This is a genomic window from Massilia sp. BAP21, assembly GCF_057801335.1.
Genome location: NZ_CM173596.1, coordinates 2374388 through 2400076 on the forward strand (window position 1 = coordinate 2374388; position 25689 = coordinate 2400076).

The following is a 25689-nucleotide window of genomic DNA, read 5'->3' on the forward strand; positions in this document are numbered from 1 at the left end:
AACAAAACGACAAAACAAAAACGGCGCACCGGATGATCCTGGTGCGCCGTTTTTGTTCATGCGAGCCTTACGTCAAAACTCTTCCCACTCATCCCCAGCCGTGCTGGCCAACTGCGCCTTGCGCACTGGCACCGCCGGCTTGGCTACCGCGACCTTCCCACGCGGCGCCGCTGGCGGCAGTGCCACCTTCACCGCACGCGGCGCAGCGGCCACAGGCGCCACCACCGTCGCGGCCGCCACCGCCTCGCCGGTCCGGAACACCGCCACCGCTTCGGCCAGCTTGGCCGCCTGCATGCGCATCGCGTCGGCCGCGGCCGAGGTTTCCTCGACCAGGGCCGCGTTCTGCTGGGTCACCTGGTCCATCTGCACCACGGCGCCGTTGATCTGCTCGATGCCCGCGCTCTGCTCGCCGCTGGCGGCGCTGATCTCGCCCATGAGGTCGGCCACGCGGCGGATGCTCTCGACGATCTCGTGCATCGTGCTGCCGGCTTCGTTGACCAGGCGGCTGCCGTCGCCGACCCTGCCGGCCGAATCCTCGATCAGTCCCTTGATGTCCTTGGCCGCCGCCGCCGAACGCTGGGCCAGGTTGCGCACCTCGGTGGCCACGACCGCGAAGCCGCGCCCCTGCTCGCCGGCGCGCGCCGCTTCGACCGCCGCGTTCAGGGCCAGGATATTCGTCTGGAAGGCGATGCCGTCGATCACGCCGATGATGTCGGCCATGCGCTGCGAACTGGCGTGGATGGCGTCCATGGTGCCGACCACTTGCTTGACCACGGCGCCGCCGCGTTCGGCCACGTTCGAGGCCGCGCCGGCCAGCAGGTTGGCCTGGCGCGCGTTGTCGGCGTTCTGGCGCACGGTCGAGGTCAGCTCTTCCATCGACGACGCGGTTTCTTCCAGCGCGCTGGCCTGTTCCTCGGTGCGCGAGGACAGGTCCATGCTGCCGGCCGCCACCTGCGAGGAAGCCGAGGCGATCAGCTCGGTGCTGCTGCGCACGATCGTCACGGTGCCCAGCAGGCTGTCGTTCATCTTCTTCAGGGCCGCCAGCAGCAGGCCGAGTTCATCCTTCGTGGTGACCTCGATGCGGCTGGTCAGGTCGCCCGCGGCCACGGTCTCGGCAATCGCCAGGGCGCGCGCCACCGGCGTGGTGATCGAGGCCGTGATGCGCCAGGCGATGATGGCAGCCAGCGCCAGGATCACCGCGCTCAGGGCCAGCATCAGGCGCAGGGTGTTGTCGTAGGTGGCGTCGGCTTCAAGCGCAGCTTGGGCGGCCAGCTTCTTCTGCATGTCGATCTGGCCGTTGATGACCTTGCGGTATTCGGCCAGCAGCGGACGGTACTCGTCCACCAGGTAGCTGGACGCCTGCTCGGTCTCGCCGGCGCCGATATGGCGCAGCAGCACGTCCTGGGCGGCGACGAACTTGCCGTTGTATTCCAGGCTCTGGCGCAGCAGGGCCTTGCCTTCTTCGCTGACGATGGCCGGGGCCAGCTTGTCGAAAGTGGCGGCGATGCTGGCGCGCGCCTTGTCGACGTCCGCGGCCTGGGCCTTGCGGTCGGCCGGGTCGGCGTTCAGCATCATGTTGCGCAGCGCGATCGAGATGTTGTTGACCTCGGTGAGCACGGCGTTCGAGGCCTCGATCTTCGGCATGTAGTTGTTGACGATGACGTCGGTACCGGTCTTGATACGGCCGAGCATGGCCGTGCCGAGCACGATGACGGCGATGAGAAAGGCGCACAGGAGGCCGAAGCCGGCGAAAAGCCGGGTCCGTACGCGCAGGTTGGCGATGTTCATGGATTTCGTCTCTGAGGTTGGGGCGGCAGGACTGACATGTGCCGGCATGGTTATCGTTATTGCTGATTTTCCGTCTAGCAATGTAGGGTAACGGTGCCGTGCGGCCCAACTCAATGGCGAACTACCAACTGCGGGAAAATTTTGTGCGATGTGTTGCGGGCCTGCCGCAGGCAGGCCCGGAAGAAGAAACGCCGGCGCAAGGCCGGCGTTCGCTCAGGTGCCGAGCGCCCCGTCGATGATGCCGCCGCCCAGGCAGATGTCGCCGTCGTACAGCACCGCCGACTGCCCCGGGGTCACGGCCCATTGCGGGTCCGTGAAATCGAGTGCGAAGCGGTCCATGCCCTCGGCCAGCACGCGGCAGGCCACATCCTGCTGGCGGTAGCGCGTCTTGGCCGACAGCAGGCGCGGTTCCGGCGCTTCGCCCGCGACCCAGCTGGCCTGGCCGGCGTCGAGGCGGCTCGATAGCAGCCACGGATGGTCATGGCCCTGCACGATGTACAGGGTGTTGTTGGCGATGTCCTTGCGCGCCACGAACCACGGCTCGCTGGTGCCGTCGGCATTCTTGTGCGACTTCAGGCCGCCGATGCCGATGCCCTTGCGCTGGCCGAGCGTGTAGAACGACAGGCCGATGTGTTCGCCCACGGTCTGGCCGTTGTCGAGCTTGATCGGCCCCGGCTTGTGCGACAGGTAACGGTTCAAAAAATCGCGGAAAGGGCGCTCGCCGATGAAGCAGATGCCAGTCGAATCCTTTTTCGCCGCGTTCGGCAATTGCAGCTTTTCGGCGATCTTGCGCACTTCGGTCTTCGGGATTTCGCCCAGCGGGAACAGCGACTTCGACAGCTGCGCCTGGTTCAGGCGGTGCAGGAAGTAGCTCTGGTCCTTGGTGTGATCGAAGGCCTTGAGCAGCTCGAATTTGCCGGCGGCGTTTTCGCGCACGCGCGCATAGTGGCCGGTCGCGATCAGATCGGCGCCCAGCTTCATCGCGTGGTCGAGGAAGGCCTTGAACTTGATCTCGGCGTTGCACAGTACGTCCGGATTCGGCGTGCGGCCGGCCTGGTATTCGCGCAGGAATTCGGCGAACACGCGGTCCTTGTATTCGGCGGCGAAGTTCACGGCCTCGATATCGACGCCGACCACGTCGGCCACGCTGGCCGCGTCGATCCAGTCCTGGCGCGACGAACAGTATTCGGAATCGTCGTCGTCTTCCCAGTTCTTCATGAACAGGCCAACGACTTCGTAGCCCTGTTCCTTCAACATCCACGCCGCGACCGAGGAGTCGACTCCGCCCGACATCCCGATCACGACTTTTTTCTTGCTCATTTTTTAAACCTGATTTGTGGTGGTGAGCCCACCCTCGAACACCGACGGGTGGGTGTGCAGCAGCGCCAGTTCGGTGCGCTTGCCGGCGAGGTAATCGTCCACGCATTGCAGCACGATGGGGCTGCGGTGGCGCTCGGCGCTGGCGGCGATTTCGTCGCGCGTCATCCACAGGGTGCGCAGGATGCCTTCGTCGAGCGGCTGGTCATACTGCCTGCCCGCCTTGCCGCAGAAGGTGAAGCGCAGGTAGGTGACATCGGCGTTGCGCGACTTCGAGTGGTAGCGCGACATGTACATGCCGACCAGCGCCTCGGGAATGAACTCGTGCGCGGTTTCTTCCAGCGATTCGCGCACGACCGCCTGTTCCAGCGATTCGTGCGGGTCGAGGTGACCGGCCGGCTGGTTCAGCTTGATTCCTTCGCTCGTCTCTTCCTCGATCAGGAGGAAACGGCCATCGCGTTCGATGATGGCAGCAACGGTAACTGACGGTCTGAAGGTATGGGTCATGCGCGTCCTTGGAAATGAGCCGATATTCTACAGCGACCCGCAAAGCGTTGCTCGACAGTACGTGTGCAATGCAGCAAAAAAGCCCGAAGAAGCGCAATTTGATACAAAAAACGTGTGCATCTCGCCTCAGCTGTATCGTATTTACCATCGAAAGGCCGAGCGAAATAGACTTGTCATTCTAAGTAGATTCTTGTGCATGTTTACGTGTTAGATTGTGAACACAACATCCATCTGAACGGAGGCGTGCATGAGAATCGGCATCCCGGCGGAGACGCGGCCAGGCGAAACGCGCGTGGCGGCGACTCCGGAAACGGTCAAGAAACTCGCGGGCAAGCACCAGGTCCTTGTCCAGGCCGGCGCCGGGCTGCACGCCGCCGTCACCGACGAAGCCTATGCCGCCGCCGGGGCAAGCATTGTCGGCGCGGACGAGGCCTTCGGCGCCGAGATCGTGTTGAAAGTGCGCGCGCCGAACGAAGCCGAGCGCGCGCGCATGCAGCCGGGCACCGTCGTGGTCGGCATGCTGAATCCTTTCGACTCTGACAACATCGCCGCCATGGCGGGCGCACGCCTGAGCGCATTTGCGCTGGAAGCCGCGCCGCGCATCACGCGCGCGCAGTCGATGGATGTGCTGTCCTCGCAAGCCAACATCGCCGGCTACAAGGCCGTCATGCTGGCCGCAAACACTTATCAACGCTTCATGCCGATGCTGATGACGGCCGCCGGCACCGTGAAGGCGGCGCGCGTGCTGATCATGGGCGTGGGCGTGGCCGGCCTGCAGGCGATCGCCACCGCCAAGCGCCTCGGCGCCGTGATCGAAGCCTCGGACGTGCGCCCGCCGGTCAAGGAACAGGTGGAATCGCTCGGCGCCAAATTCATCGACGTGCCTTTCGTCACCGATGAAGAGCGCGAAATCGCGCAGGGCGTGGGCGGCTACGCGCGGCCGATGCCCGCCGACTGGATGCGGCGCCAGGCCGAACTTGTGCACGAACGCGCCAAGCTGGCCGACATCATCATCACCACCGCCCTGATCCCGGGCCGGCCGGCGCCGGTGCTCATCCGCGAGGAAACCGTGCGGGCCATGAAGCCGGGCTCGGTGATCGTCGACATGGCCATCGAGCAGGGCGGCAACTGCCCGCTGACGGAACTCGGCAAGACCGTGGTCAAGCATGGCGTCCACATCATCGGCGAGCCGAACCTGGCGGCGCTGGTGGCGGCCGACGCCTCGGCCCTGTACGCGCGCAACGTGCTCGACTTCCTGAAGCTGGTGTTCGACAAGGACGACAAATTCCACATCGACCTGGAAGACGAGATCGTGCGCGCGACGCTGCTGTGCCACCAGGGCGAAGCATTATCACGTAAATAAGACTGCGCACATGCAGGCCAAGAAAAGGAGACGGGAATGGACATCAGCCACACCATCATCAACCTGATCATCTTCGTGCTGGCGATCTACGTCGGCTACCACGTCGTCTGGACCGTCACGCCGGCGCTGCACACGCCGCTGATGGCGGTGACGAACGCCATTTCCGCCATCATCATCGTCGGCGCCATGCTCGCCGCCGGCCTCACCGAAGGCGCGCTCGGGCAGGTCATGGGCACGCTGGCCGTGGCCCTGGCCGCGGTGAACGTGTTCGGCGGCTTCCTCGTCACCCAGCGCATGCTGGAGATGTTCAAGAAAAAGGAGCCGAAAGCCGCTGCGCCGAAAGCCGCAGTCGATGCCGCAGCCACCAAGGGGGCCGCATGAACATGATCAGCATGAACATGGTCACGCTGCTGTATCTCGTGGCTTCGGTCTGCTTCATCCAGGCGCTGAAGGGCTTGTCGTCGCCGTCGTCCGCACGCATGGGCAATACCTTTGGCATGGCCGGCATGGCGATCGCGGTGGCTACCACGATTGCCCTGATCTTCAAGCTGCAGGAACAGTTCGCAAGTGGCCATGCCGGCATGGGCTTCCCGCTGGTGCTGCTGGGCGTGGTGGTCGGCGGCGCGATTGGCGCTTACGCCGCGAAAAAAGTCGAGATGACCAAGATGCCGGAATTGGTGGCGGCGATGCACTCGCTGATCGGCCTTGCCGCCGTGTGCATCGCGGTGGCAGCTGTCTCGGAACCGTGGGCCTTCAACATCGCCGAACGCGGCGGCGCACTGCCTTTCGGGAACCGGCTCGAACTCTTCATCGGCACCTTTGTCGGCGCCGTTACCTTCTCGGGTTCGGTGATTGCCTTCGGCAAGCTATCGGGCAAGTACAAATTCCGCCTGTTCCAGGGCGCGCCGGTGCGCTTTGGCGGCCAGCACATCCTGAACCTGGTGATTGCCATTGCGATCATCGCGCTGGGCCTGGTGTTCTGTTTTTCCGACGCGGTGGAGCCAGCCTGGACGCCGTTCGCCATCATGGCCGCGCTGGCCTTCATCCTCGGCGTGCTGATCATCATCCCCATCGGCGGCGCCGACATGCCGGTGGTGGTGTCGATGCTGAACTCCTACTCGGGCTGGGCGGCGGCCGGCATCGGCTTTTCGCTGAATAACTCGATGCTGATCATCGCCGGCTCGCTGGTGGGCTCGAGCGGCGCGATCCTGTCTTACATCATGTGCAAGGCCATGAACCGCTCCTTCTTCAACGTGATCCTGGGCGGCTTCGGCGGCGAAGCGGCAGCCGCAACCGGCGGCGCACAGGAACAGCGCCCGGTGAAGTCCGGCTCGGCCGAGGATGCCGCCTTCATCCTGCAGAACGCCGAATCGGTGATCATCGTGCCCGGCTACGGCCTGGCGGTGGCGCGCGCCCAGCACTCGGTGAAGGAACTGGTGGACAAACTCACCGAGCACGGCGTGACGGTACGCTATGCGATCCACCCGGTGGCCGGACGCATGCCTGGCCACATGAACGTGCTGCTGGCCGAGGCCGAGGTGCCCTACGACCAGGTGGCCGAGATGGAAGACATCAACGGCGAATTCGGCCAGACCGACGTGGTGCTGGTGCTGGGCGCGAACGACGTGGTGAACCCGGCGGCGAAGGACCCGAAATCGCCGATCGCCGGCATGCCGATCCTGGAGGCGTACCGCGCCAAGAGCATCATCGTCAACAAGCGCTCGATGGCTTCGGGCTATGCGGGCCTGGACAACGATCTGTTCTACATGCCGAACACCATGATGGTGTTCGGCGATGCCAAGAAGGTGATCGAGTCGATGGTGAAGGCGGTGGAGTAGGGCTAGAAGACTTCGCCGGCGATCTGCTTGCCGTCGACCACGATCTTGACGCTGACCGAGAGCAGTGCGTAGGCGTAGACCTCGACGAAATACGATTTGCCATCCGGGCGTGCGATGGTCGCCGCCGCCACGGGGCGGGTCTTGTCGAGGGCGAACAGCTGGCGGGTTTCGGCGACCTGCTCGCCGTCGACGAAGAGCTTCAGGCCATCGTTCCACGAGTTGCGCACCTTGATCTCGCTGCCCTCCCAATTGGCGAGCCACTCCTTGACGAACCATTCCTTGCTGTCCGTCGGTGTGAAGCGCTGCTGCGCCGCCTGGCGGGTCATGCCCATCAGGGCGCCGAGTTCGGCCCAGGAGCGGCCAGCCTGGCGCGCCTTGCCGGCCGCTTCCCTGCGCAGGCCCTCGCAGATCTGCAGGCCGGCGCTGCTGGCTGCCAAGAGGCGCAGGGCGTTGTCGGCTTCGGCGTCAGGCGTGTCAACCAGGCCGGCGTGGGCGACGACGGCGGCTTCGATGGACTGCTGCAGGCTGGCGCGCCGTTCGGGAGAGAGGGGGGCGGGCTGGGTGGGCGTTGCGGTGGGCATCGTGTCCTCCGTGGATGAATGGTGCGTCAAGATTAGTTGACACATAAATGAGTGTCAAGAAAAATTGACGCACACCGATTGGCGGAGTTTTTGTAGGGTGGGCCGGGCCGCGCAAGGCACCTGTGCCCACGCTGTCTCACCTTTTATGTAAATGCGGCTTTTGTAAATGCCACCATGCTGGCATTCCATTAATTGCAAATGGCACATAGGCGCATGCGATGAGACCGCGTGGGCACAAGTGCCCACCCTACGAAACCCGGCAGCCTCAGTTCTGCCGATGCGGCAAAAACGACGACCCGCCGCGCCGCCCATACATCATGACGTCGGCCAGCAGCGTGCGCGCCGGCTTCACCGCATCGAGCGTCGCCAGCCCCAGCCCGAGCACCGATTGCAGCGGACCGCTGCCGACAAAGGCGCGCGCCATGGTGTCGGTGAGGGCGATGGTGAGCTTGCGGTCCTGCGCGCGTTCGTCGAGGAAGCGGCCGATGGCTTCCGGCCCCGGGCAGCGTGCCAGCAGGCGCGCCAGCACGGCGGCGTCGCGCAGGCCCAGGTTCAGGCCCTGGCCGGCCACCGGGTGCAGGGTCTGCGCCGCATTGCCGATGGCGACCGTGCGCGTGGTGGCGTGGGCCTCCGCATTCAGGCCGAGCGGATACGCAAGGCGCGCCGACACTTTCGTGAAGCGCCCCAGGCGCCCGCCGAAGGCTTCGCCCAGTTCGGCCAGGAAGCGGCTCTCTTCCATCGCCTGCAAGGAAGCAGCACGCTCCGGCTGCACGCACCAGACCAGCGCGTACTGCAAGCCATCCGCGCCTTCCTGCGGCAGCAGGGCCAGCGGCCCTTCGTCGGTGAAGCGCTCGAAGGCGCGGTGCGGGATCGGGCTGCTGGCAGCCACGCGCGCGATCACGGCATGCTGGCCATAGTCGCGCGTCTGCTTCTTGTCTTCCTGCTGGCCGAACACGCCGCCCTCGGCGCCCACCGCCACCTGGGCCGTGAGGGTGCGGCCATCGTCCAGCGCCAGGGTGACCTGGCCGCCGTCTTCGGCCAGCGAGGCCACGCGCGCCGGGCGGATCACCTCGACGCCGGCGGCATCCACCGCGCGCGCCAGCGCATCGACCACCTCGCCGTAGCGGGTCACGTAACCCAGCGCATCGAGCCTGTGCTCGGCGCGGTCCATCAGGCTGCGGCCCAGGTGGCCGCGGCGCGAGACGTGGATGCTGTGGATGGGGGTAGAAGGGAAGGGCCAGGCGCCGACTTCTTCCAGCAGCATGCGGCTGCCCCAGGCCAGCGCTATCGAGCGCGGGTCGGAAATCGACTGGCCGAGCGCGCGCGCGTCGATCAGGACGATGCGCTTGCCGGCGATGCCGCGCCGCGCCAGCAGGGCGGCCAGGGCCAGGCCCACCGGGCCGGCGCCGCAGATCGCCACGTCATAATGATCCTGGTGCTGTTCCATCATTGTCCTCCCATCAGGGCTTCGCGCATCGCAGCTTCAATGTCGGCCACCGTCTTCGGCGCCGCCCCCGATATTACCTGTGGACCGGCTTCGCCCACGATCACGTTGTCCTCGATGCGGATGCCGATGTTCCAGAACTGCTCGGGCACGCCGGGCGCCGGGCGCACGTAGATGCCCGGCTCCACCGTCAGCGCCATGCCCGGCATCAGCGCGCGCGAAGGCTTGCCTTCGGCGGCCAGGTCGCGGTAGGCGCCGGCGTCGTGCACGTCCAGGCCCAGCCAGTGACCGGTGCCGTGCATGTAGAACTGCGCATGCGCGCGTTCGGCCAGCACGTTCTCGACGCTGCCGTATTTGGCCCGGTCGAGCAGTCCGAAATCGAGCATGCCCTCGACCAGCACCTGCACGGCGGCCTCGTGGAAATCGCTATAGGGCCGGCCCGGGTGGATCGCGGCCAGCGCCGCATCCTGGGCGCGCAGCACCAGTTCGTACAGCTGCCGCTGCGGCGCGCTGAACACGCCATTCACCGGGAAGGTGCGCGTGATGTCGGAGGCGTAGCTGTCGAATTCGCAGCCGGCGTCGATCAGCACCAGGTCGCCGTCGCGCGTCCGCGCATTGTTGGCGTTGTAGTGCAGGATGCAGGCATTCGCGCCACTGGCGACGATGGGCGTATAGGCCGGGAACTGGGCGCCGCTCCTGCGAAATTCGTAGAGCAGCTCGGCTTCGATTTCGTACTCGAACATGCCGGCCCTGGCGGCACGCATGGCGCGCAGGTGGGCGGCGCCGGCGATCTGCGCCGATTTTTCCATCAGCGCCTGTTCGCTCGCGTCCTTCAATAAACGCATCTCGTCGAGCAGGGGCAGCAGGTGCTGGATACGGGCCGGCGCCACGACGCCACTGCGCGATTGCCCACGCACTGCCTTCAGCCAGCCGGCCACTTGCGCGTCAAAGGCGGCATCGCGCGCGTTCGCGTAGTACACGGCCGGCACGTCGGCCAGCAGCCTTGCCATCTGGGCATCGAGTTCGGCTATCGGAAACGCCTCGTCGAAGCCGAAGGCCTCGCGCGCCGCGGCCGGGCCGTATCGAAAACCTTCCCAGGTCTCGCGCTCGACGTTCTTCTCGCGGCAGAACAGGATGGAACGCGCAGGCAGCTCGCCGCGCGCCGCCACCAGCACCAGCACGCTTTCCGGTTCGGTGAACCCGCTCAGGTAATAGAAATAGCTGTCGTGGCGGTAGGGATACTCGCTGTCGGCGTTGCGCAGCGCTTCCGGCGCGGTGGCCAGCACCGCCACCGCGCCCGGCTCCATGGCCAGGGCCAGGCGGGCGCGGCGTGCGGCGTAGGGATTCACGCGCCGGCCTTTTTCGCCAGCGGCGCATTCAGCTCCTCGAGCTGTTCGACCGTGCCGACATTCACCCAGGGGCCGTTGTAGATTTCGCCGCCGATGCGTCCCTGCTCGATGAAGGTGCGCATCAGCGGGCCGATGCGCATGACTTCGCCCGGGGCGATCCCGTCGAACATCTCGGGCCGGTAGACGCCGATGTTCGCGAAGTTCCACTTCGGGTTGCCGTCGTTGGTCAGCGAGTACATGTTCAGCCCGAAGTCGCCTTCCGGGTTGTGCCAGGGGTTCGGCGTCAGGTAGAGCCAGGCGATGTCGCGTTTTTCGACGGGAATCGGCTGCCCCAGCATGTCGCGCTCGGGCAGGGCGTCGAGCACCTGCGAGAAATCGAAGTAGGGCGCGTAGATGTCGCCGGAGATGGCGAGGAAGGGTTCCTCGCCCAGCAGGTGGCGCGCATTCGCGATACCGCCGGCCGTTTCCAGCGCCTTCGGCTCGTGCGAATACACGATGCGCGCGCCGTACTTGCTACCGTCGCCCAGCTCGTCCTCGATCATGTGGCCGAGGTGGGCGTGGTTGATGACGATGTCCGTGATTCCGGCGCGCACCAGGTTCAGCACGTGCCAGACGATGAGCGGACGGCCGCGCACCTTGAGCAGGGGTTTCGGGCAGGTGTCCGTCAGCGGACGCATGCGCTCGCCGCGGCCGGCGGCGAAGATCATGGCTTTCATAACAGTTCCCGGTGCGCTCAGAAGGTGTAGCCGACTTGCGGCGCCTTGCCGTCGCCGAAGGCGTCGACGCTGTCGAGCAGGCGCAGCAGGGGCTTGAGTTCGGTGTAGCGGTTGGCGGTCTTGCGCACGTAGTCGAGCACGGTCGGCAGGTCGCCCATGTAGATGGCCTTGTTGTCGCGGTAGTTCAGGCGGCAGAAGATGCCCAGGATCTTCAGGTGGCGCTGCAGGGCCATGAACTCGAAGTCGCGGTAGAAGGCGTCGATGTCCGGGTTCACCGGCAGGCCCACCTGCTTGGCGCTTTGCCAGTAGCGCACGACCCAGTCGAGCACGATCTCTTCGTCCCACTGGATGTAGGCGTCGCGCAGCAGCGAGGCCAGGTCGTAGGTGACCGGGCCGTACACGGCGTCCTGGAAGTCGAGCACGCCCGGGTTGCCGGCGTCGAGGAACATCAGGTTACGCGAATGGAAATCGCGGTGCATGAAGACCTGCTGCTGGGCCAGCACGTTGGAGGTGATGGTCTCGAAGACTTTATCCAGCTGGGCCTGCTGCGCCTCGGAGAGGGTGACGCCCAGGTGGCGCCCCAGGTACCACTCGGGGAACAAATTCATTTCGCGCAGCACGAAGGCGCGGTCGAATTCCGGCAGCACGCCGGGCTGGCTGTGCAGCTGGAACTTGATCAGGGCGTCGACCGCATCCGAATACATGAAGGCCGAATTGTCCGGGTCGAGGCGCTGCAGGTAGGTGGTGGTGCCGAGGTCGGACAGCAGCAGGAAACCGCGTTCGACGTCGCGCGCGACGATGTTCGGCACGGTGACGCCGGCTTCCTGCAGCAGGCCCTGGACGTGGATGAAGGCCGGGACGTTCTCGCGCTCGGGCGGCGCATCCATGGCGATCAGGGTGTCGCCCAACTTGTCGCGTAGCGCAGGCGCCACATCGAGACGGAAGTAGCGGCGGAAGCTGGCATCGGTCGACGCCGGGCGGCGCGAACCGGTTTCCACCAGGTTCAGCGAGCCCAGCCATTCGGTCAGCAGTACGAGGCGCGCGTCCTGCTCGGAGGAAGTGGGGGTGTTTTGATACAAAGAAGACATGAAGCGTCCAGGGGAAACCGGTTGAGTGAACTAATTCCCATATAATAAGGGATTCAATCTAAAAAATCGCCCTTTATGGTGCAGCCCAGGATTCCATGAGCTGGTTTACGGCCCTACCATTCCCGCCGCGGCAGGCAGTTGCCTTTTCCGCGCTCGTTACCATGGCCTCGGGGCCCTTGCATGCGCAAACCGCGCCGGCCACGCCCCGTGCAGACGAAAACGATCTTCCCGTCACTGTACGCGCCGAGGAGATCGGCGGCCGTCCCGACCGTGAGATCAACCTGAACCGCGACGTCGAGATCACGCGCGGCCAGACGAAGATGACGGCCGACACGGCCTGTTACCGCCTGGTCGAAGACGAGGTCACGGCCAACGGCAACGTGAATCTGTGGCGCTTCGGCGACCGCTACCAGGGCGACTCGCTGCAGCTGAACCTGGAGACCGGGCGCGGCTGGTTCCTGAATCCGGAATACCAGCTGCAGCTGAACAATGCCCAGGGCCGTGCCGACCGCATCGACTTCCTCGGCGAAGACCAGGCCCTCGTGGTCGACGGCACCTATAGCACCTGCCAGGGCACGAACCCCGACTGGTACCTGAAGTCGAGCACGCTGCGCCTGGATTCGGGGCGCGACGTCGGCGTCGCCGGCAAGACCATCGTGTATTTCAAGGACGTGCCCATCCTCGGCACGCCCGCGCTGTCGTTCTCGCTGTCGGGCGCGCGCCGCTCGGGCTGGCTGCCGCCTTCGATCGGCGCCGGCTCGAAGGGCAAGACCGAGATCATGGTGCCGTATTACTTCAATATCGCACCGAACCGCGATCTGACGGTGTTCCCGCGCATGATGTTCGACCGCGGCCTGCAGCTGGGCGCGACCGGACGCTATCTCGGCACCACGGGCCGCGGCCCCTACAGCGGCGAAACCCACTTCGAGTACCTGCGCAACGACCGCATCACCAAGACCGACCGCTGGCTGGTCGATTCGCTACACAACCAGCAGCTCAGCCCGCAGTGGACCTTCGGCTGGAACCTGCACGGCGCGTCCGACGACCAGTACCTGAGCGACTTCTCGCGTTCGGTCTCGGTCAGTGCCGAGCGCCAGCTGTTGCGCGAAGTGTCCACCGCCTATAACACCGAATTCTGGAACCTGACCGTGCGCGCCCAGAACTTCCAGGTGCTGCAGGAACCGGCGGCGGTGACGAATCCGTCGCTGACGATTTCGCGTCCGTATGCGCGCATGCCGCAGGTTAACTTCCATACCGGTCGCTTCGACGTCAACGGCTTCGACTGGGCGGTCGATGCCGAGGCGACCCGTTTCACGCATTCGACCTGGGACAGCGGCAACCGCGCGACGGTGCTGTCGCAGGTGAGCTATCCCTGGGTGCGTCCGGGCTACTACATCACGCCGAAGCTGATGCTCCATGCGAGCAAGTACGACATGGACAGCAGCGCCGCCAATGCCGGGCGCGATACCAAGCTCTCGCGCGTGCTGCCGACGTTCTCGCTCGACGCCGGCATGGTGTTCGAGCGCGAGACGACGCTGCTCGGCACCGCCGCCACCCAGACCCTGGAGCCGCGCCTGTTCTACGTGCGCACGCCGTACAAGGACCAGGACGACTTCCCGATCTTCGACACCGGCGAGGCCGGCTTCAGCTACGCCCAGCTGTTCAGCGAGAACCGCTTCGTCGGCAACGACCGCGTGTCCGACGCCAACCAGCTGACCGCGGCCCTGGTGTCGCGCTACATCGAGGGCAGCGGCGCCGAGCGCCTGCGCCTGGCCTTCGGCCAGCGCTTCTATTTCACCGAGCCGCGCGTGCAGATGCCGGGCCGGCCGACCCAGGACCGCAAGGACCGCTCCGACCTGCTGCTGGCGGCGTCGGGCCGCATCGTCGAGAGCCTGAACGTCGACGCCAGCGTACAATACGATGCGACGAGTTCGAGCGTGTACAGCCGCAACTATGGCCTGCGCTGGAGCCCGGGCATGCTGAAGGTGCTCAACGCCGAGTACCGCTACGTGCGCGACAGCTTCCGGAATGCCGACATCTCGGCCCAGTGGCCGCTGTCGACGCGCTGGTTCGGCGTCGGCCGCGTCAGCTATTCGCTGCAGGACCACAAGGTGCTCGAAGGCCTGGTCGGCCTCGAATACAAGGCCGACTGCTGGGTGTTCCGGATGGGTGCGCAGCGCTTCGTGACGGCAGCCCAGTCGACCTCGACGCCGGTGTTCTTCCAGCTCGAGCTGAACGGCCTGTCGGGCTTCGGCATGGGCAACCCGCTCGACTCGTTTTACAAGAGTATTCCCGGCTATACCCGGCTGAACACCAACGTGGGCCGCCGCTGACCGGGACCATGGATGATTTTTGACCTGAATGAGTGCTTCCCAGATTATGCGTACTACCCGTTTGCATCAACTTAAGCTCGCAGCGGCGCTGCTGTGCGCGCTCACGGCCGGCACGGCCCTTGGCCAGGCAACTCCGGCGAGCACAGGCAGTGCCCAAGGCACTGCCGGAGCGAGCGCTTCTTCCTCCTCCACCGCGCCGGCCACTCCGGGCAGCGGCTTCCTGCCGCCGGCATCCAGCAACGCCAACGTCGTCGACGCCATCCGCGTGGTCGTCAACGACGAGGTCATCACCCGCAACGAAGTCGCCAACCGCGTGGCCCAGATCGTCCAGCGCATGCGCGCCCAGAACGCCCAACTGCCGCCGCAGGCCGACCTCGAGCGCCAGGTGATCGAGGCGATGATCGTCGAACGCGCCCAGGTCCAGCTGGCCAAGGAAATGGGCGTGCGCGTCGACGACCGCATGCTCGACGCCGCCATCGGCCGTATCGCCCAGGACCAGAAGCTGTCGGTCCAGGACATGCGCAACCAGATGGAAAAAGAGGGCATGGCCTTTGCCGCCTTCCGCGAAGAGATCCGCAACGAGATCATGATGCAGCGCCTGCGCGAGCACGAGGTCGACAGCAAGATCCAGGTGTCGGATGCCGAGGTCGACACCTTCCTGGCCGCCGAAAAGGCCGCCGCCGCCGACCGTATCGAGGTCGACATCGCCCAGATCCTGGTCGGCATCCCGGCCAACGCCACGCCCGAGCAGATCGCCGCGCGCCGCGCCCGCGCCGACGAGGTGATGCGCCAGCTGCGCACCGGCGCCGACTTCGCCAAGGTCGCCGCCACCTATTCCGACGCCGGCGACGCCCTGAAGGGCGGCGCGATCGGCTGGCGCGAGGCCGACCGCCTGCCGCCGATCTTCACCAACGAACTGCGCAAGCTGAGCGCCGGCCAGGTGACCCCGGTCATCAAGACCAACGTCGGCTTCTACATCCTGAAGCTGGTCGACAAGCGCAGCCTGGCCAGCGCCGCCGCGCAGGAACAGGCGGTAGTCGAGCAGACCCGCGCGCGCCACATCCTCATGAAGGCGACGCCGACCATGCCGGTGGCCGAGGTCAAGCGCAAGCTCGAGGAAATCAGGGCCAAGATCGAGAGCAAGGCCGCCACCTTCGAGGACATGGCGCGCCAGAACTCGCAGGACAACGGCTCGGTATCCAAGGGCGGCGACCTGGGCTGGCTGTACCCGGGCGACGTGATGCCGGAATTCGAAACCGCAATGGCGGCATTGAAGCCCAACGAACTGTCCGGCGTGGTCGAGACCCCGTTCGGCTTCCACCTGATCCAGGTCCTCGAGCGCAAGAGCGAAGACGTGACCGCGCAGAAGGAGCGCAACCGTGCGCGCCAGGTGATCCGCGAGCGTAAACTCGGCGAAGCGTTCGAGGACTGGGCGCGCGAAGTGCGCGACCGCGCCTACGTCGAGTACCGCGAGGAAGGCTGAGGCCATGACGATGCAGGCAGCACGTCCGGCCCTGGCGCTCACGGTCGGCGAGCCGGCCGGCATCGGCCCCGAGATCGCGATCCGCGCCGCCTGGGCGCTGCGCGAGCAGGCCAACTGCGTGCTGGTGGGCGACGCCGCTTTCCTCGCGCTCACGGCCAGCCTGATCGACCCGGCGATCCGCCTCTCGGCCCTGTCCACGCAGGCGCTGCGCAACGGCGGCCTGCCGCATTTCGGCAAGGACCGCCTTGCCGTGGTCGACGTGCCGCTCGCGGCCCACGTCACGCCCGGCCTGCTCGACCGTGAGAACGGCCGCGCGGTGCTGGCCACGCTCGACCTCGCGATCGAAGGCGTGGGGGCAGGGTGGTTCGACGCCATCGTCACCGCGCCGCTGCAAAAAAGTACCATCAACGACGCCGGCGTCGCCTTTTCCGGCCACACCGAATACCTGGCCGAGAAGACCGGTACGCCGCAGGTGGTGATGATGCTGGCCGGGCAGCCAGGGAACGATCAACCCTACCTGCGCGTGGCGCTGGCCACCACCCACCTGCCGCTGAAGGAGGTGCCGGGCGCGATCACGCAAGAAGGCCTGGGGCGCGTGCTCGATATCCTGCAGCGCGACCTGAAGACGAAATTCGGCATCGCCGCGCCGCGCATCCTGGTCACCGGCCTGAACCCGCATGCCGGGGAAAACGGCTACCTGGGACGCGAGGAAATCGAGGTCATCGCGCCAAGCCTGGCGGCGGCGCAGGCGCGCGGCATCGACGCGCGCGGACCGTATCCGGCCGACACCCTGTTCCAGCCCAAGTACCTGCGCGACGCCGACTGCGTGCTGGCCATGTACCACGACCAGGGCTTGCCGGTCCTGAAGCATGCCACCTTCGGGCGCGGCATCAACGTCACCCTCGGCCTGCCCCTGATCCGCACCTCGGTCGACCACGGCACCGCGCTCGACCTGGCGGCGCAAGGCCTGGGCCATGCCGACTGCGGCAGCATGGAAGAAGCGATCCGCGCCGCCGCCGCCATGGTCGCGGCCAGCCGCGCCGCATCACACTAAACGAAAGCACCAATGAAACACGTAGCACGCAAGCGCTTCGGCCAGAACTTCCTGACCGATAACCACGTCCTGGGGAACATCATCGACGCCATCGGCCCGCGCCGCGGCGAGGCGATGGTCGAGATCGGACCGGGCCTGGCGGCGATGACGGCGCTGCTGCTGAAGGAGCTCGACCACATGCACGTGGTCGAACTCGACCGCGACCTGGTGGCGCGCCTGGAAAAGGCCTACCCGCGCGAAAAGCTGACGATCCACGCCGGCGACGCATTGAAGTTCGACTTCGGCAGCATCCCGGTGCCGGAAGGGCAGAAGCTGCGCGTGGTCGGCAACCTGCCGTATAACATCTCCAGCCCGCTGCTGTTCCACCTGGCCGAGTTCGCCCACCTGGTCGAGGACCAGCACTTCATGCTGCAAAAGGAAGTGGTCGAGCGCATGGTGGCCGAGCCGGGCACCAAGGCCTATGGCCGCCTGTCGGTGATGCTGCAATGGCGCTACGACATGGCGCTGATGTTCATCGTGCCGCCCACCGCCTTCGATCCGCCGCCCCAGGTCGACTCGGCCATCGTGCGCATGGTGCCGACCCGGCGCCCGTTGCCGGCCGACGGCCCGACCCTGGAAGCGGTGGTGCAGAAAGCCTTCTCGCAGCGCCGCAAGGTGATCCGCAACTGCGTGGCCGGCATGTTTACCGAACAGCAGCTGCTGGACGCCGGCATCGATCCCGGCGTGCGTCCGGAGACGGTGTCGCTCGAACAGTACGTGGCGCTGGCGAACATCCTCAAGCCGGTGCAATAAGCTTCTTCCCGGCGGCCCGCGCGGCCGCCGCGGTCTCTTCTCGCCGTTCCCTGTACCAGCTTGCTTGCGGCGCTGCACAAACGCGCGCCGCTACACCTTACATCGCCGCCTGGCGCGCTTCGGCGCCCGCTTTTTGCAGTTCGTCGCAGGCCGATGGAAGCGGGGGAGGGTGCTTGCTAAAGTACTCCCATCGAAAGCCCGAACGCAAACGCCAAGGGCCAGCCACTCAACCGAAGGGAGCCTGAAATGAACGTCCTCAAACACATGGAATCGATCTTCGTCGTCGCCGCACTGCTGGTCGGTGTCAGCACCTACGCCAGTGCCGAGAGCTACAAGGCGCAAGTGCGCGCGGAATCGATGGTGGCGGTGAGCACCGGCAAGATGGCCATCGTGAAGGTCAGCGGCAAGCGCCTGGTGCCGGTTACCAAGCTCGGTTGAGCGGCTGGGGCAAAAAAAAGCCCACCATTGCGGGTGGGCTTAAATCCAATTCTTTTCTGAGGAGAGTTGGAGGAGACAGGTAGGATTATGCTGCGCTACAACATATAAATCCAATTTTCTTTTGGAATGATCGTCATCAGCGCAGCCTATATCTGTCTCAGGTCGGGTTGGCGACGCAGGTAACGTCGATGTTCGAGACCGGGTCGTCGCGCATCGTGCCGGTGGCATTGGCGACGGTGCAGGTATAGCCCGCGGGATTGGTCTGGACCGTCACGCCGTAGGTCTTGCCGTAGGTGACCGCCACCGGGAAAACGTAGGCGATGTCGGCCGGCGGCGTCGCGGCCGGGGTCGGCGCAGGAATCGACACCAGACTGTCGCTGCCGTTGTTCAGCACCAGGGTGCCGGCGCCCAGGCCCTTGACCTTGCCGCCGATGGTCGGCGCCACCAGCTGGCAGACGAAGTCGGCGCTGATGACCGACAGGCGCCCCGCCGTGTCGCTGGTGCGGCTGTTGCTGGCCGGTCCGCAAATCTGGTGCGGCGGCTGCTGGATGGTCACGTTGCCGGACGCATCGGTGACCTGCTTGATGATGACGTCATACACATCGCCATACTCGAGCTTTTCCGGGAAGGTATACGTCACCTCCTTGACCTCGGCGGCCGTATTGGCCGGGTTCGGCTGGACGGATGCCTCCATGCCGTTCGTGGTGAGTACCAGCGGACCATACTGCAGCCCGTAGACGACGCCGCCGATGGTGTACTTCGAGCCGCCGCCACCGCAGGAAGCCAGGGCCGCGGCCATGACCAGCGCCAGGCCCGCGCGGGCCAACACAGTGTTCTTCAAATTCATCTCCTGGAATGCGTTAAGCCGTCAGGCGCAAGTCACGCTGACGTCGATCGTTTTCGGTTCGTCGGCGCTCGGCACCGTGCCGACACCGTTCTGGACGGTACAAGTCTGGCCGCTCGGCTGCTCGTACACGGTCACGCCGTAAGGCTGGCCCCAGCCGGCCCTCAGCATCTCGAAGCTGCCGTTGGCCGTGACATCCTTGCGTACCGAGCCGTTGACCAGGACCAGGGTGCCGCTGCGCAGGCCGCTCACGTTGACGTTCAGGGGCTTCGACTTCAGCGTGCAGACGATCTCGATCGTGTTGATGTTGAAGGTGGCGCGGCCGACGCCGGTCGGCGAAATGACCTCGCACTTCTCGGCATTCTTGGGTGCCTGTTTGACCTCGACCCGGTACGAGGAATCGGCATCGACCAGCTCGGGGAAGTAGAAGGTGGTGGCGCCGGCGGGCACTGCATAGTCGGAGCCGCCGTTATTCGTGACAATCAGGCCTTCCGCCGTGTTGTTGAGAATGCTACCGCCCAGGTAGAACTCACCGTCGCCGCCGCCGCAGGCGGACAGGCTCAACGCGCAAGCCAGCGCGACACCGGCACGCAGGGGGGAACGAATCATAATTTCTCCAAATAAAAGGGAACTGGACAAGACGCGCGACGGCGTCCGTGCCGCGTCGAAGCTGGAAGTTTGCCCATCATTTTAGAGCATTTGACAAGGCCCGGGCTCATCGCCGTTTGTATCACGGTGTAACGACGGGGCCGCGCACGGCGCGCGTTTGCATTTCGCGGCCGGCCTCGCTATGCTCGGCTCACCCTCTTTTCGCCCCGATGCCGCCTTGAAGCCCGAATTGAAGCCTGATTTGAATCCCGACCCGCAGCCCGCCACGACGCCTGCGCGCCGGCCCTGGCCGCGCGCCGTCCTGTTCGACCTGGACGACACCCTGTGGCCGATCGCTCCCGTGATCCTGCAGGCCGAACAGACCCTGTTCGCCTGGCTGTCCAGCAACGCCCCGCGCGTGGTCCAGCGCTTCACCATCGACAGCCTGCGCCAGGCGCGCCTGGAACTGCTGGCCAGCCGCCCCGAATTCCAGCTCGACCTGGGCGCCCTGCGCCGCGCCGGGCTGCTCGCCGCGTTCGAGCAGGCGGGAGAAGACACGGCCAAGGTGGAACTGGCGATGGTCGAGTTCTTCGCGGCCCGCAACGCCGTGACGCCCTACGACGACGTGCTGCCGGGCCTGCTGCGCCTGAAGAGCCGGGTGCTGCTCGGCTCGGTCACCAACGGCAATGCCGATTTGCAGACCATCGGCCTGGCCCACCATTTCCAGGCTTCGGTGTCGGCCCCGCAGTTCGGCCGCGCCAAGCCGGACCCGGCGATCTTCCATGCCGCCTGCGCCGCGCTCGGCGTGGCCCCGCAGGAAGCGGTGTACGTGGGCGACGATCTGATCCTGGACGTGCAGGGCGCCCAGCGTGCCGGGCTGCGCGGCGTGTGGATGAACCGCACCGCCAGCCGCCGCCACCTGGAAGAGGGCGTACAGCCGGACGCGATCGTGGCGAACTTCGACGAACTGCTGGCCTGGCTCAGACACGAATTTGGCTGACTGCTTGGCTGACTGCGCGCCTGACTGCGCGGCCAACTGCACAGCCGCCTGCCAAAGGTGCATAATGGAAGCGCATCGCTTCCGATCCTCTTCCGCTTTCGCTTCTGCCCTTGCCTCTGCCTTATGCAACTTGATACCCGTGCCCAAACCCTGCTGAAAGCCCTGGTCGAGCGCTACATCGCCGACGGCCAGCCGGTCGGGTCGCGCGCGCTGTCGAAGATCTCGGGCCTGGACGTGTCGCCGGCCACGATCCGCAACATCATGGCCGACCTCGAAGAGATGGGCTATGTCGCCAGTCCCCATACCTCGGCCGGGCGCGTGCCCACGCCGCGTGGCTACCGCCTGTTCGTCGATACCCTGCTCACCGTGCAGCAGCTGGGCGAGGGCGGCGTCGACACCGAGCGCATGTGCCTGAGCGCCCACCAGCCGCAGAAGGTCATCGCCAACGCGGCGCAGATGCTGTCCTCGCTGACGCAATTCGCCGGCGTGGTGCAGAGCCCGCGCCGCGAGTCGGTGTTCCAGCAGATCGAATTCCTGCGCCTGTCGGAAAAGCGCATCCTGCTCGTCATCGTCGACCCGCGCGGCGACGTCCAGAACCGCCTGCTGCTCACCGAGGCCGACTACACGCCGGCCCAGCTGGTGCAGTCGGCCAATTACCTGAACCAGAACTTCGCCGGCCTCTCGTTCGACGAGGTACGCACCCGCCTCACCGGCGAACTGCGCCAGCTGCGCGAGGACATCGGCGGCCTGATGCAGGTGGCGGTGGAGGCCGGCAGCGAAGCCATGGCCGAAGGCGAGGACATGGTCATCGCCGGCGAGCGCAACCTGCTGTCGGTGTCGGATTTGTCGTCGAACATGAGCTCGCTGCGCCAGATGTTCGAGATGTTCGAGCAGAAGACCGGCCTGATGCAGCTACTTGATGTTTCCAGCCGCGCCGGCGGCGTGCAGATCTTCATCGGCGGCGAATCGAAGCTGGTGCCGATGGACGAAATGAGCGTGGTCACCGCACCCTACGAGGTGAATGGCAAGATCGTCGGCACCCTGGGCGTGATCGGGCCCACGCGCATGGCCTACGAGCGCGTGATCCCGATCGTCGACATCACGGCCAAGTTGCTGTCGAATGCGCTGAGCCATTCCTGACAGGTGTAAAACGGCGTAAAAAGATCTACGGTAAAAAAACGGCGCCGCGGCGCCGTTTCTTGTTGTTGCTATCGCAATTTCGCGATCAATTGTTCCCGCGGTGAGGGCAGGCCGTCTTGATGCAATTGCCATAGATGGCCAGCGCGTGCTCGGCGATCTTGAAGCCGCGTTCGACGGCGATCTTGTTCTGGCGCGATTCGATTTCCTCGTCGAAGAATTCCTCGACATGGCCGCAATCGAGGCAGACCAGGTGGTCGTGGTGCGAGCCGGCGTTCAGCTCGTAGATGGCCTTGCCGGTTTCGAAGTGGTTGCGGTTCAGCAGGCCGGCCTGCTCGAACTGGGTCAGGACGCGGTACACCGTCGCCAGGCCGACATCCATGTTGTCGGCCAGCAGGATCTTGTAGACGTCTTCCGCCGTCAGGTGCCGCACTTCGCTGTTCTGGAAGATTTCCAGGATCTTGAGGCGTGGCAGGGTAGCCTTCAGGCCGCTCGCCTTCAGGTCGGTGGGTTTGTTACTCATGTTTGTTACTCGTAGATGGGCGGAGTGCTTTATGATATAGCGTTTTGGAAGCTCCCGCTTAAACGTTTTGAGGTTACTTATGCGTGTCACCGATGCCGTTGTTCACAGTTTTAAGGTCCGGGCTGCGCTCGCCGCGGGCCTCGCATGCACGCTGTTGCTGTCCGGCTGCGCATCCTGGCGTAACCAGACCCGGCCTGCTGCACCGGCAAGCACCGACGCGACAGCCGTAGCAGCCGACGCCGACAAGGCGGCCGCCCTGGCAAATGCCGGCGCACAAACGACCCAGGTGAGCAAGCTGCAAAAATTCCTCTGGGTCTTTTCGCCCTACCGTCCAGACATTCAGCAGGGCAACTTCGTATCGCAGGAAATGCTGGCCCAGCTGAAGCCGGGCCAGACCCGCGACCAGGTGCGCTTCCTGCTCGGCTCGCCGATGATCGCCGACATGTTCCACGCCGACCGCTGGGATTTCCCCTTCTACCTGGCGCGCGGTGACGGCGAGCTGACCACCAGCCGCGTGACCGTCTACTTCAAGGACAATGTCGTCGAGCGTTTCGACGGCGGCAATCTGCCGACCGAGCGCGAGTACATCGACCGCATCGCCGGCCCGAGCAAGTTCCCGAAGAAAAACGCGCCGACCCGCGCCGTGGCCCCGGTGACGCCCGCGTCGCCGACCAATTCCAACATCCAGTAACAGTACGTCATGACGCAATTGAAAATCGCGGTTGCCGGCGCCAGCGGGCGCATGGGCCGCATGCTGATCGAGGCCATCGCCGCCGCGCCCGATGCCACCCTGTCCGGCGCCCTCGACGTCGCCGGCTCGCCCTTCATCGGCAGCGATGCCGGCGCCTTTTCGGGCCAGCTGACCGGCGTGGTGATCCACTCCGAATTCGAGCGCGCGCTGGCCGGCGCCGATTGCCTGATCGACTTCACCCGTCCTGAAGGCACCCTCAAGCACCTGGAATACTGCGCCGCCAACGGCATCAAGGTCGTGATCGGCACCACCGGTTTCGACGAGGCCGGCAAGGAAGCGATCCGCGCCGCCGCCGAGAAGGTATCGGTCGTGTTCGCACCGAACATGAGCGTGGGCGTGAACGTCACCCTCAAGCTGCTGGAAATGGCGGCCAAGAGCTTCGCCGAAGGCTACGACATCGAGATCATCGAAGCCCATCACCGCCACAAGGTCGACGCGCCGTCCGGCACCGCGCTGAAGATGGGCGAAGTGATTGCCGACGCCCTGGGCCGCGACCTGAAGGACTGCGCCGTGTATGGCCGCGAAGGCGTGACCGGCGAGCGCGACCCGTCGACCATCGGCTTTGCCACCGTGCGCGGCGGCGACATCGTCGGCGACCACACCGTGCTGTTCGCCGGCACCGGCGAGCGCATCGAGATCACCCACAAATCCAGCAGCCGCGTCACCTACGCCCACGGCGCCCTGCGCGGCGCGCGCTTCATCGCCGGCAAAGCCAACGGCCTGTACGACATGCAGGACGTGCTGGGCCTGAAGGGCTGACATGGCCAGCGTCCAACTGAACGGCGCCGCGATCGTCGACGAAGCGGCCTTCCATGGGGAGAGCCGCCGCGCCTTCGGCTTCCCGGAAACCTACGCCGACACCATCGACGCCTGGGTCGACTGCCTGAGCTACCTGCGCGACGACGAGAACATGACCAAGTTCAGGCTGAAGCCGAACGAGGTGCTGGAAATCGTCATCACCGACGGCGCGGCCCTGCAGGCGCGCCTGCCCGACCTGGTCGAGGAAATCGCCTACTGCGTCGGCGGCATCAACGAGCGCTACGAAGACTACGGCGAAAAGCCGGCCCTGAAACTGGTGCTGCGCTAAGAAGCACCTTCATTGCCTCCCGCCTTTTGCTCGCAAACGGCCTGGAGCAATACCGCCTTTTGCCTGCAAACGGCCCGGAACAATACGCCTTTTGCCCGCAAACGGCCCGGAACAATACCCGTAGGGTGGGCTCTTGAGCCCACGCGGATCGAGCATACCGATAACAGTGCAGCTGCAGCTCCACCAGCCTGGATAGCCATGACCGCCGACGACCTCCTGCGCATCGCCGACTACATCATGCCGCCCCTGCCGGCCCAGCCCTCCACGCTGGGCTTCCTGTTCGGCACCCGCCACGGCGTCGACGCATTCTGCCTCCAAACCCACGCCCTCTGGCAAGCCGGCATGTTCCGCCAGCTGCTTGTCTCGGGCGGCCCCACCGGCGGCAATCCCCAGGCAGAAGCCCTGGTCATCGCCGAACGCCTGGTCCAGCTCGGCGTCCCCGCATCCATCCTGATCCTGGAAACCGCCGCCACCAACACCGGCGAAAACGTACTCCTCGGCCGCGCCAGGGTCGCCGAGACAATCGGCCTGGAACACATCGACAGCCTGCTGGTCATCGGCAAGGTCTGCGCCATGCGCCGCTACCTGATGACCCTGGCGCGCCACTGGCCCGAACCGCGCGTCTCCGCTCATCCCGTGAACTACTTCGGCCTGCCCGCCGAGCGCTGGCACGAGCACGACGAATTCCGCGCCCGCGTGCTGGGTGAGTTCGGCAAGATTCCCGGCTACATCGAGCAAGACTTCCTGCGCGAGATCGCGGCCCTGGGCGCCTATCCCGACGTGGCCAGGTCGCCATGAAGCGCCTGGGCAAAGCCATGCTGGCGCTGCTGGCGGCGCTGGTCCTCTACCTCGCCATCGCCGCCGGCTGGGCCGCCGCTTCCTTCGACGATCTGCTGGCGCGCTGGCCGCAAGACAGCACACCAGCCGCGCTGTCGCCGCGCCAGGTCGAGATCCTGCTGCGCATCGAAGACCCCACCTTCTACACCCACCACGGCCTGAGCCTGGCCGAAGGGCAGGGCGTGGCCACGATTTCCTCGGCGCTGGCGCGCGAGTTCTTCCTCGAAGGCCCGCAGCTGGATGGAACGAAAGGCCTGCTGCAGCGCTTCTACCGCCGCGTCTTCGACTGCTGCAAGCGCATCGACTTCGGCCGCGACACCATGGCGCTGGTGCTGGACGCCCGCCTGTCGAAGGAGCGGCAACTGGCGATGTATGTGCAATCGGTCTACATGGGCCGTCATGAGGGGCGCCAAGTGCGCGGTCTGGTGCAAGCAGCTGAGGCTTATTCCGGCAAGCCGCTGGTCCGGTTAAGCGACGCCGAAACTGCCGGCCTGGTCGCGATGATCAAGGCGCCGAACACTTACCACCCGCTGCGCGAACCCACCGCCTACGCCTTGCGCCTGGCCCGGGTCAAAGCGGTGCTGGATTCAAGCTGCCGCCCGTCAGGCTGGTTCGATACCGATTACGCGCATTGCACCGCACCCAAATGAAGCATCAGGCGTAACTGATCACTCTCGCGGGAAGGCGCCGCCGCACTACGCCGCAGTGCAGGATGAACCAGTATAATGTCCTGTTAAAGCGCCTAACAAACCCGCCATGCCTGCGTTGCATCGTCTTGCCGTACTAGCGTACTGTCTTCGACGACGCGCCTTGGCCTGACGGCTTTGTTAG

26 protein-coding genes are annotated in these 25689 nt (G+C 65.5%); 15 read left to right on the forward strand and 11 right to left on the reverse strand.

The annotated features are described in order from the left end of the window. Positions 1-72: 72 nt before the first annotated feature. The 3 genes from ACWYRN_RS10445 to ACWYRN_RS10455 all read right to left on the reverse strand — a co-directional run bounded on the left by ACWYRN_RS10445 (position 73) and on the right by ACWYRN_RS10455 (position 3612). The gene (locus tag ACWYRN_RS10445; protein WP_488692330.1) at positions 73-1788 is read right to left on the reverse strand and encodes a methyl-accepting chemotaxis protein; all 1716 of its coding nucleotides are present in this window, start codon (positions 1786-1788) and stop codon (positions 73-75) included. Between the two features lie 213 nt (positions 1789-2001). Next, positions 2002-3108, reverse strand: coding sequence for a tRNA 2-thiouridine(34) synthase MnmA (gene mnmA / locus ACWYRN_RS10450; RefSeq protein ID WP_488692331.1), 1107 nt, complete (start codon positions 3106-3108; stop codon positions 2002-2004). Positions 3109-3111: 3 nt separating this feature from the next. Then, complete coding sequence (locus ACWYRN_RS10455; RefSeq protein ID WP_488692332.1) at positions 3112-3612, reverse strand: NUDIX hydrolase; 501 nt, start codon at positions 3610-3612, stop codon at positions 3112-3114. 247 nt (positions 3613-3859) lie between these two features. On the opposite strand from ACWYRN_RS10455, the gene ACWYRN_RS10460 reads away from it, so the two are divergent. Genes ACWYRN_RS10460 through ACWYRN_RS10470 form a run of 3 tightly spaced genes read left to right on the forward strand, consistent with a single transcriptional unit; the run spans position 3860 to position 6813 of the window. Further along, positions 3860-4975: a Re/Si-specific NAD(P)(+) transhydrogenase subunit alpha gene (locus tag ACWYRN_RS10460; RefSeq protein WP_488692333.1), complete on the forward strand. Its 1116-nt coding sequence runs from the start codon at positions 3860-3862 to the stop codon at positions 4973-4975. A gap of 36 nt (positions 4976-5011) precedes the next feature. Then, complete coding sequence (locus ACWYRN_RS10465; RefSeq protein ID WP_488692334.1) at positions 5012-5356, forward strand: NAD(P) transhydrogenase subunit alpha part 2; 345 nt, start codon at positions 5012-5014, stop codon at positions 5354-5356. Beyond that, positions 5353-6813: an NAD(P)(+) transhydrogenase (Re/Si-specific) subunit beta gene (locus ACWYRN_RS10470; RefSeq protein WP_229435930.1), complete on the forward strand. Its 1461-nt coding sequence runs from the start codon at positions 5353-5355 to the stop codon at positions 6811-6813. Before ACWYRN_RS10465 ends, ACWYRN_RS10470 begins: the two co-directional genes overlap by 4 nt. Positions 6814-6815: 2 nt before the next feature. Here ACWYRN_RS10470 and ACWYRN_RS10475 read toward each other — a convergent pair whose 3' ends face one another. The 5 genes from ACWYRN_RS10475 to ACWYRN_RS10495 form a co-directional block, all read right to left on the reverse strand. Beyond that, positions 6816-7394: a hypothetical protein gene (locus ACWYRN_RS10475; RefSeq protein WP_488692336.1), complete on the reverse strand. Its 579-nt coding sequence runs from the start codon at positions 7392-7394 to the stop codon at positions 6816-6818. 265 nt (positions 7395-7659) lie between these two features. Further along, positions 7660-8841 carry a UbiH/UbiF/VisC/COQ6 family ubiquinone biosynthesis hydroxylase gene (locus ACWYRN_RS10480; protein WP_488692338.1) on the reverse strand — a complete coding sequence of 394 codons (1182 nt, stop codon included), beginning with the start codon at positions 8839-8841 and terminating at the stop codon, positions 7660-7662. After that, entirely contained in the window at positions 8841-10187 is a 1347-nt protein-coding gene (locus ACWYRN_RS10485; RefSeq protein ID WP_488692340.1) for an aminopeptidase P N-terminal domain-containing protein, read from the reverse strand. Before ACWYRN_RS10485 ends, ACWYRN_RS10480 begins: the two co-directional genes overlap by 1 nt. Beyond that, positions 10184-10903, reverse strand: a complete 720-nt coding sequence (murU, locus tag ACWYRN_RS10490; protein ID WP_488692341.1) for an N-acetylmuramate alpha-1-phosphate uridylyltransferase MurU — start codon at positions 10901-10903, stop codon at positions 10184-10186. Before murU ends, ACWYRN_RS10485 begins: the two co-directional genes overlap by 4 nt. Before the next feature lie 17 nt (positions 10904-10920). Next, complete coding sequence (locus ACWYRN_RS10495) at positions 10921-11991, reverse strand: aminoglycoside phosphotransferase family protein (RefSeq protein ID WP_488692342.1); 1071 nt, start codon at positions 11989-11991, stop codon at positions 10921-10923. A 95-nt stretch (positions 11992-12086) separates the two neighbouring features. On the opposite strand from ACWYRN_RS10495, the gene ACWYRN_RS10500 reads away from it, so the two are divergent. From ACWYRN_RS10500 to ACWYRN_RS10520, 5 genes are all read left to right on the forward strand, one after another. Continuing rightward, positions 12087-14324 carry an LPS-assembly protein LptD gene (locus ACWYRN_RS10500; RefSeq protein ID WP_488692343.1) on the forward strand — a complete coding sequence of 746 codons (2238 nt, stop codon included), beginning with the start codon at positions 12087-12089 and terminating at the stop codon, positions 14322-14324. A gap of 46 nt (positions 14325-14370) precedes the next feature. Beyond that, complete coding sequence (locus ACWYRN_RS10505) at positions 14371-15807, forward strand: peptidylprolyl isomerase (RefSeq protein ID WP_488692344.1); 1437 nt, start codon at positions 14371-14373, stop codon at positions 15805-15807. Between the two features lie 4 nt (positions 15808-15811). Further along, entirely contained in the window at positions 15812-16861 is a 1050-nt protein-coding gene (gene pdxA / locus ACWYRN_RS10510; RefSeq protein ID WP_488692345.1) for a 4-hydroxythreonine-4-phosphate dehydrogenase PdxA, read from the forward strand. A gap of 12 nt (positions 16862-16873) precedes the next feature. After that, on the forward strand, positions 16874-17653 hold the full coding sequence (rsmA, locus tag ACWYRN_RS10515) for a 16S rRNA (adenine(1518)-N(6)/adenine(1519)-N(6))-dimethyltransferase RsmA (protein ID WP_488692347.1): 780 nt from the start codon (positions 16874-16876) through the stop codon (positions 17651-17653). A 246-nt stretch (positions 17654-17899) separates the two neighbouring features. Beyond that, complete coding sequence (locus tag ACWYRN_RS10520; protein ID WP_229439104.1) at positions 17900-18091, forward strand: hypothetical protein; 192 nt, start codon at positions 17900-17902, stop codon at positions 18089-18091. Positions 18092-18248: 157 nt separating this feature from the next. Here ACWYRN_RS10520 and ACWYRN_RS10525 read toward each other — a convergent pair whose 3' ends face one another. Both ACWYRN_RS10525 and ACWYRN_RS10530 read right to left on the reverse strand, forming a co-directional pair. Beyond that, positions 18249-18932, reverse strand: a complete 684-nt coding sequence (locus ACWYRN_RS10525) for a hypothetical protein (protein WP_488692349.1) — start codon at positions 18930-18932, stop codon at positions 18249-18251. A gap of 27 nt (positions 18933-18959) precedes the next feature. Further along, entirely contained in the window at positions 18960-19544 is a 585-nt protein-coding gene (locus ACWYRN_RS10530; RefSeq protein ID WP_488692351.1) for a hypothetical protein, read from the reverse strand. A gap of 229 nt (positions 19545-19773) precedes the next feature. On the opposite strand from ACWYRN_RS10530, the gene ACWYRN_RS10535 reads away from it, so the two are divergent. Both ACWYRN_RS10535 and hrcA read left to right on the forward strand, forming a co-directional pair. Beyond that, positions 19774-20523: an HAD family hydrolase gene (locus ACWYRN_RS10535; protein ID WP_488692353.1), complete on the forward strand. Its 750-nt coding sequence runs from the start codon at positions 19774-19776 to the stop codon at positions 20521-20523. A gap of 123 nt (positions 20524-20646) precedes the next feature. Continuing rightward, complete coding sequence (gene hrcA, locus ACWYRN_RS10540; protein ID WP_488692354.1) at positions 20647-21663, forward strand: heat-inducible transcriptional repressor HrcA; 1017 nt, start codon at positions 20647-20649, stop codon at positions 21661-21663. 85 nt (positions 21664-21748) lie between these two features. Here the strand turns inward: hrcA and fur are convergent, their stop codons facing one another. Then, positions 21749-22183, reverse strand: a complete 435-nt coding sequence (fur, locus tag ACWYRN_RS10545; protein WP_229439108.1) for a ferric iron uptake transcriptional regulator — start codon at positions 22181-22183, stop codon at positions 21749-21751. 79 nt (positions 22184-22262) lie between these two features. On the opposite strand from fur, the gene ACWYRN_RS10550 reads away from it, so the two are divergent. The 5 genes from ACWYRN_RS10550 to ACWYRN_RS10570 all read left to right on the forward strand — a co-directional run bounded on the left by ACWYRN_RS10550 (position 22263) and on the right by ACWYRN_RS10570 (position 25508). Then, the gene (locus tag ACWYRN_RS10550; protein WP_488692356.1) at positions 22263-22874 is read left to right on the forward strand and encodes an outer membrane protein assembly factor BamE; all 612 of its coding nucleotides are present in this window, start codon (positions 22263-22265) and stop codon (positions 22872-22874) included. 9 nt (positions 22875-22883) lie between these two features. Continuing rightward, positions 22884-23693, forward strand: a complete 810-nt coding sequence (gene dapB / locus ACWYRN_RS10555) for a 4-hydroxy-tetrahydrodipicolinate reductase (RefSeq protein WP_488692357.1) — start codon at positions 22884-22886, stop codon at positions 23691-23693. Position 23694: 1 nt separating this feature from the next. Beyond that, positions 23695-24021, forward strand: coding sequence for a barstar family protein (locus ACWYRN_RS10560; RefSeq protein ID WP_488692358.1), 327 nt, complete (start codon positions 23695-23697; stop codon positions 24019-24021). 198 nt (positions 24022-24219) lie between these two features. Then, a complete protein-coding gene (locus ACWYRN_RS10565; RefSeq protein WP_488692359.1) occupies positions 24220-24819 on the forward strand; it encodes a YdcF family protein in 600 nt (199 codons plus the stop codon). Further along, on the forward strand, positions 24816-25508 hold the full coding sequence (locus ACWYRN_RS10570) for a transglycosylase domain-containing protein (RefSeq protein WP_488692360.1): 693 nt from the start codon (positions 24816-24818) through the stop codon (positions 25506-25508). Before ACWYRN_RS10565 ends, ACWYRN_RS10570 begins: the two co-directional genes overlap by 4 nt. The last annotated feature ends 181 nt before the right edge of the window (positions 25509-25689 follow it).

Excerpts from the sequence above, each read along its gene's own strand:
- ACWYRN_RS10445 (WP_488692330.1), bottom strand. The coding sequence starts at position 1,788 with ATGAACATCGCCAACCTGCGCGTACGGACCCGGCTTTTCGCCGGCTTC.
- ACWYRN_RS10520 (WP_229439104.1), top strand. The coding sequence starts at position 17,900 with ATGAACGTCCTCAAACACATGGAATCGATCTTCGTCGTCGCCGCACTG.
- ACWYRN_RS10480 (WP_488692338.1), bottom strand. The coding sequence starts at position 8,841 with ATGGAACAGCACCAGGATCATTATGACGTGGCGATCTGCGGCGCCGGC.
- ACWYRN_RS10530 (WP_488692351.1), bottom strand. The coding sequence starts at position 19,544 with ATGATTCGTTCCCCCCTGCGTGCCGGTGTCGCGCTGGCTTGCGCGTTG.
- ACWYRN_RS10500 (WP_488692343.1), top strand. The coding sequence starts at position 12,087 with ATGAGCTGGTTTACGGCCCTACCATTCCCGCCGCGGCAGGCAGTTGCC.
- fur (WP_229439108.1), bottom strand. The coding sequence starts at position 22,183 with ATGAGTAACAAACCCACCGACCTGAAGGCGAGCGGCCTGAAGGCTACC.
- ACWYRN_RS10550 (WP_488692356.1), top strand. The coding sequence starts at position 22,263 with ATGCGTGTCACCGATGCCGTTGTTCACAGTTTTAAGGTCCGGGCTGCG.
- ACWYRN_RS10495 (WP_488692342.1), bottom strand. The coding sequence starts at position 11,991 with ATGTCTTCTTTGTATCAAAACACCCCCACTTCCTCCGAGCAGGACGCG.
- murU (WP_488692341.1), bottom strand. The coding sequence starts at position 10,903 with ATGAAAGCCATGATCTTCGCCGCCGGCCGCGGCGAGCGCATGCGTCCG.
- dapB (WP_488692357.1), top strand. The coding sequence starts at position 22,884 with ATGACGCAATTGAAAATCGCGGTTGCCGGCGCCAGCGGGCGCATGGGC.
- ACWYRN_RS10470 (WP_229435930.1), top strand. The coding sequence starts at position 5,353 with ATGAACATGATCAGCATGAACATGGTCACGCTGCTGTATCTCGTGGCT.
- ACWYRN_RS10565 (WP_488692359.1), top strand. The coding sequence starts at position 24,220 with ATGACCGCCGACGACCTCCTGCGCATCGCCGACTACATCATGCCGCCC.
- ACWYRN_RS10505 (WP_488692344.1), top strand. The coding sequence starts at position 14,371 with ATGCGTACTACCCGTTTGCATCAACTTAAGCTCGCAGCGGCGCTGCTG.
- ACWYRN_RS10570 (WP_488692360.1), top strand. The coding sequence starts at position 24,816 with ATGAAGCGCCTGGGCAAAGCCATGCTGGCGCTGCTGGCGGCGCTGGTC.
- rsmA (WP_488692347.1), top strand. The coding sequence starts at position 16,874 with ATGAAACACGTAGCACGCAAGCGCTTCGGCCAGAACTTCCTGACCGAT.
- ACWYRN_RS10560 (WP_488692358.1), top strand. The coding sequence starts at position 23,695 with ATGGCCAGCGTCCAACTGAACGGCGCCGCGATCGTCGACGAAGCGGCC.
- ACWYRN_RS10455 (WP_488692332.1), bottom strand. The coding sequence starts at position 3,612 with ATGACCCATACCTTCAGACCGTCAGTTACCGTTGCTGCCATCATCGAA.
- ACWYRN_RS10465 (WP_488692334.1), top strand. The coding sequence starts at position 5,012 with ATGGACATCAGCCACACCATCATCAACCTGATCATCTTCGTGCTGGCG.
- mnmA (WP_488692331.1), bottom strand. The coding sequence starts at position 3,108 with ATGAGCAAGAAAAAAGTCGTGATCGGGATGTCGGGCGGAGTCGACTCC.
- ACWYRN_RS10475 (WP_488692336.1), bottom strand. The coding sequence starts at position 7,394 with ATGCCCACCGCAACGCCCACCCAGCCCGCCCCCCTCTCTCCCGAACGG.
- hrcA (WP_488692354.1), top strand. The coding sequence starts at position 20,647 with ATGCAACTTGATACCCGTGCCCAAACCCTGCTGAAAGCCCTGGTCGAG.
- ACWYRN_RS10460 (WP_488692333.1), top strand. The coding sequence starts at position 3,860 with ATGAGAATCGGCATCCCGGCGGAGACGCGGCCAGGCGAAACGCGCGTG.
- pdxA (WP_488692345.1), top strand. The coding sequence starts at position 15,812 with ATGACGATGCAGGCAGCACGTCCGGCCCTGGCGCTCACGGTCGGCGAG.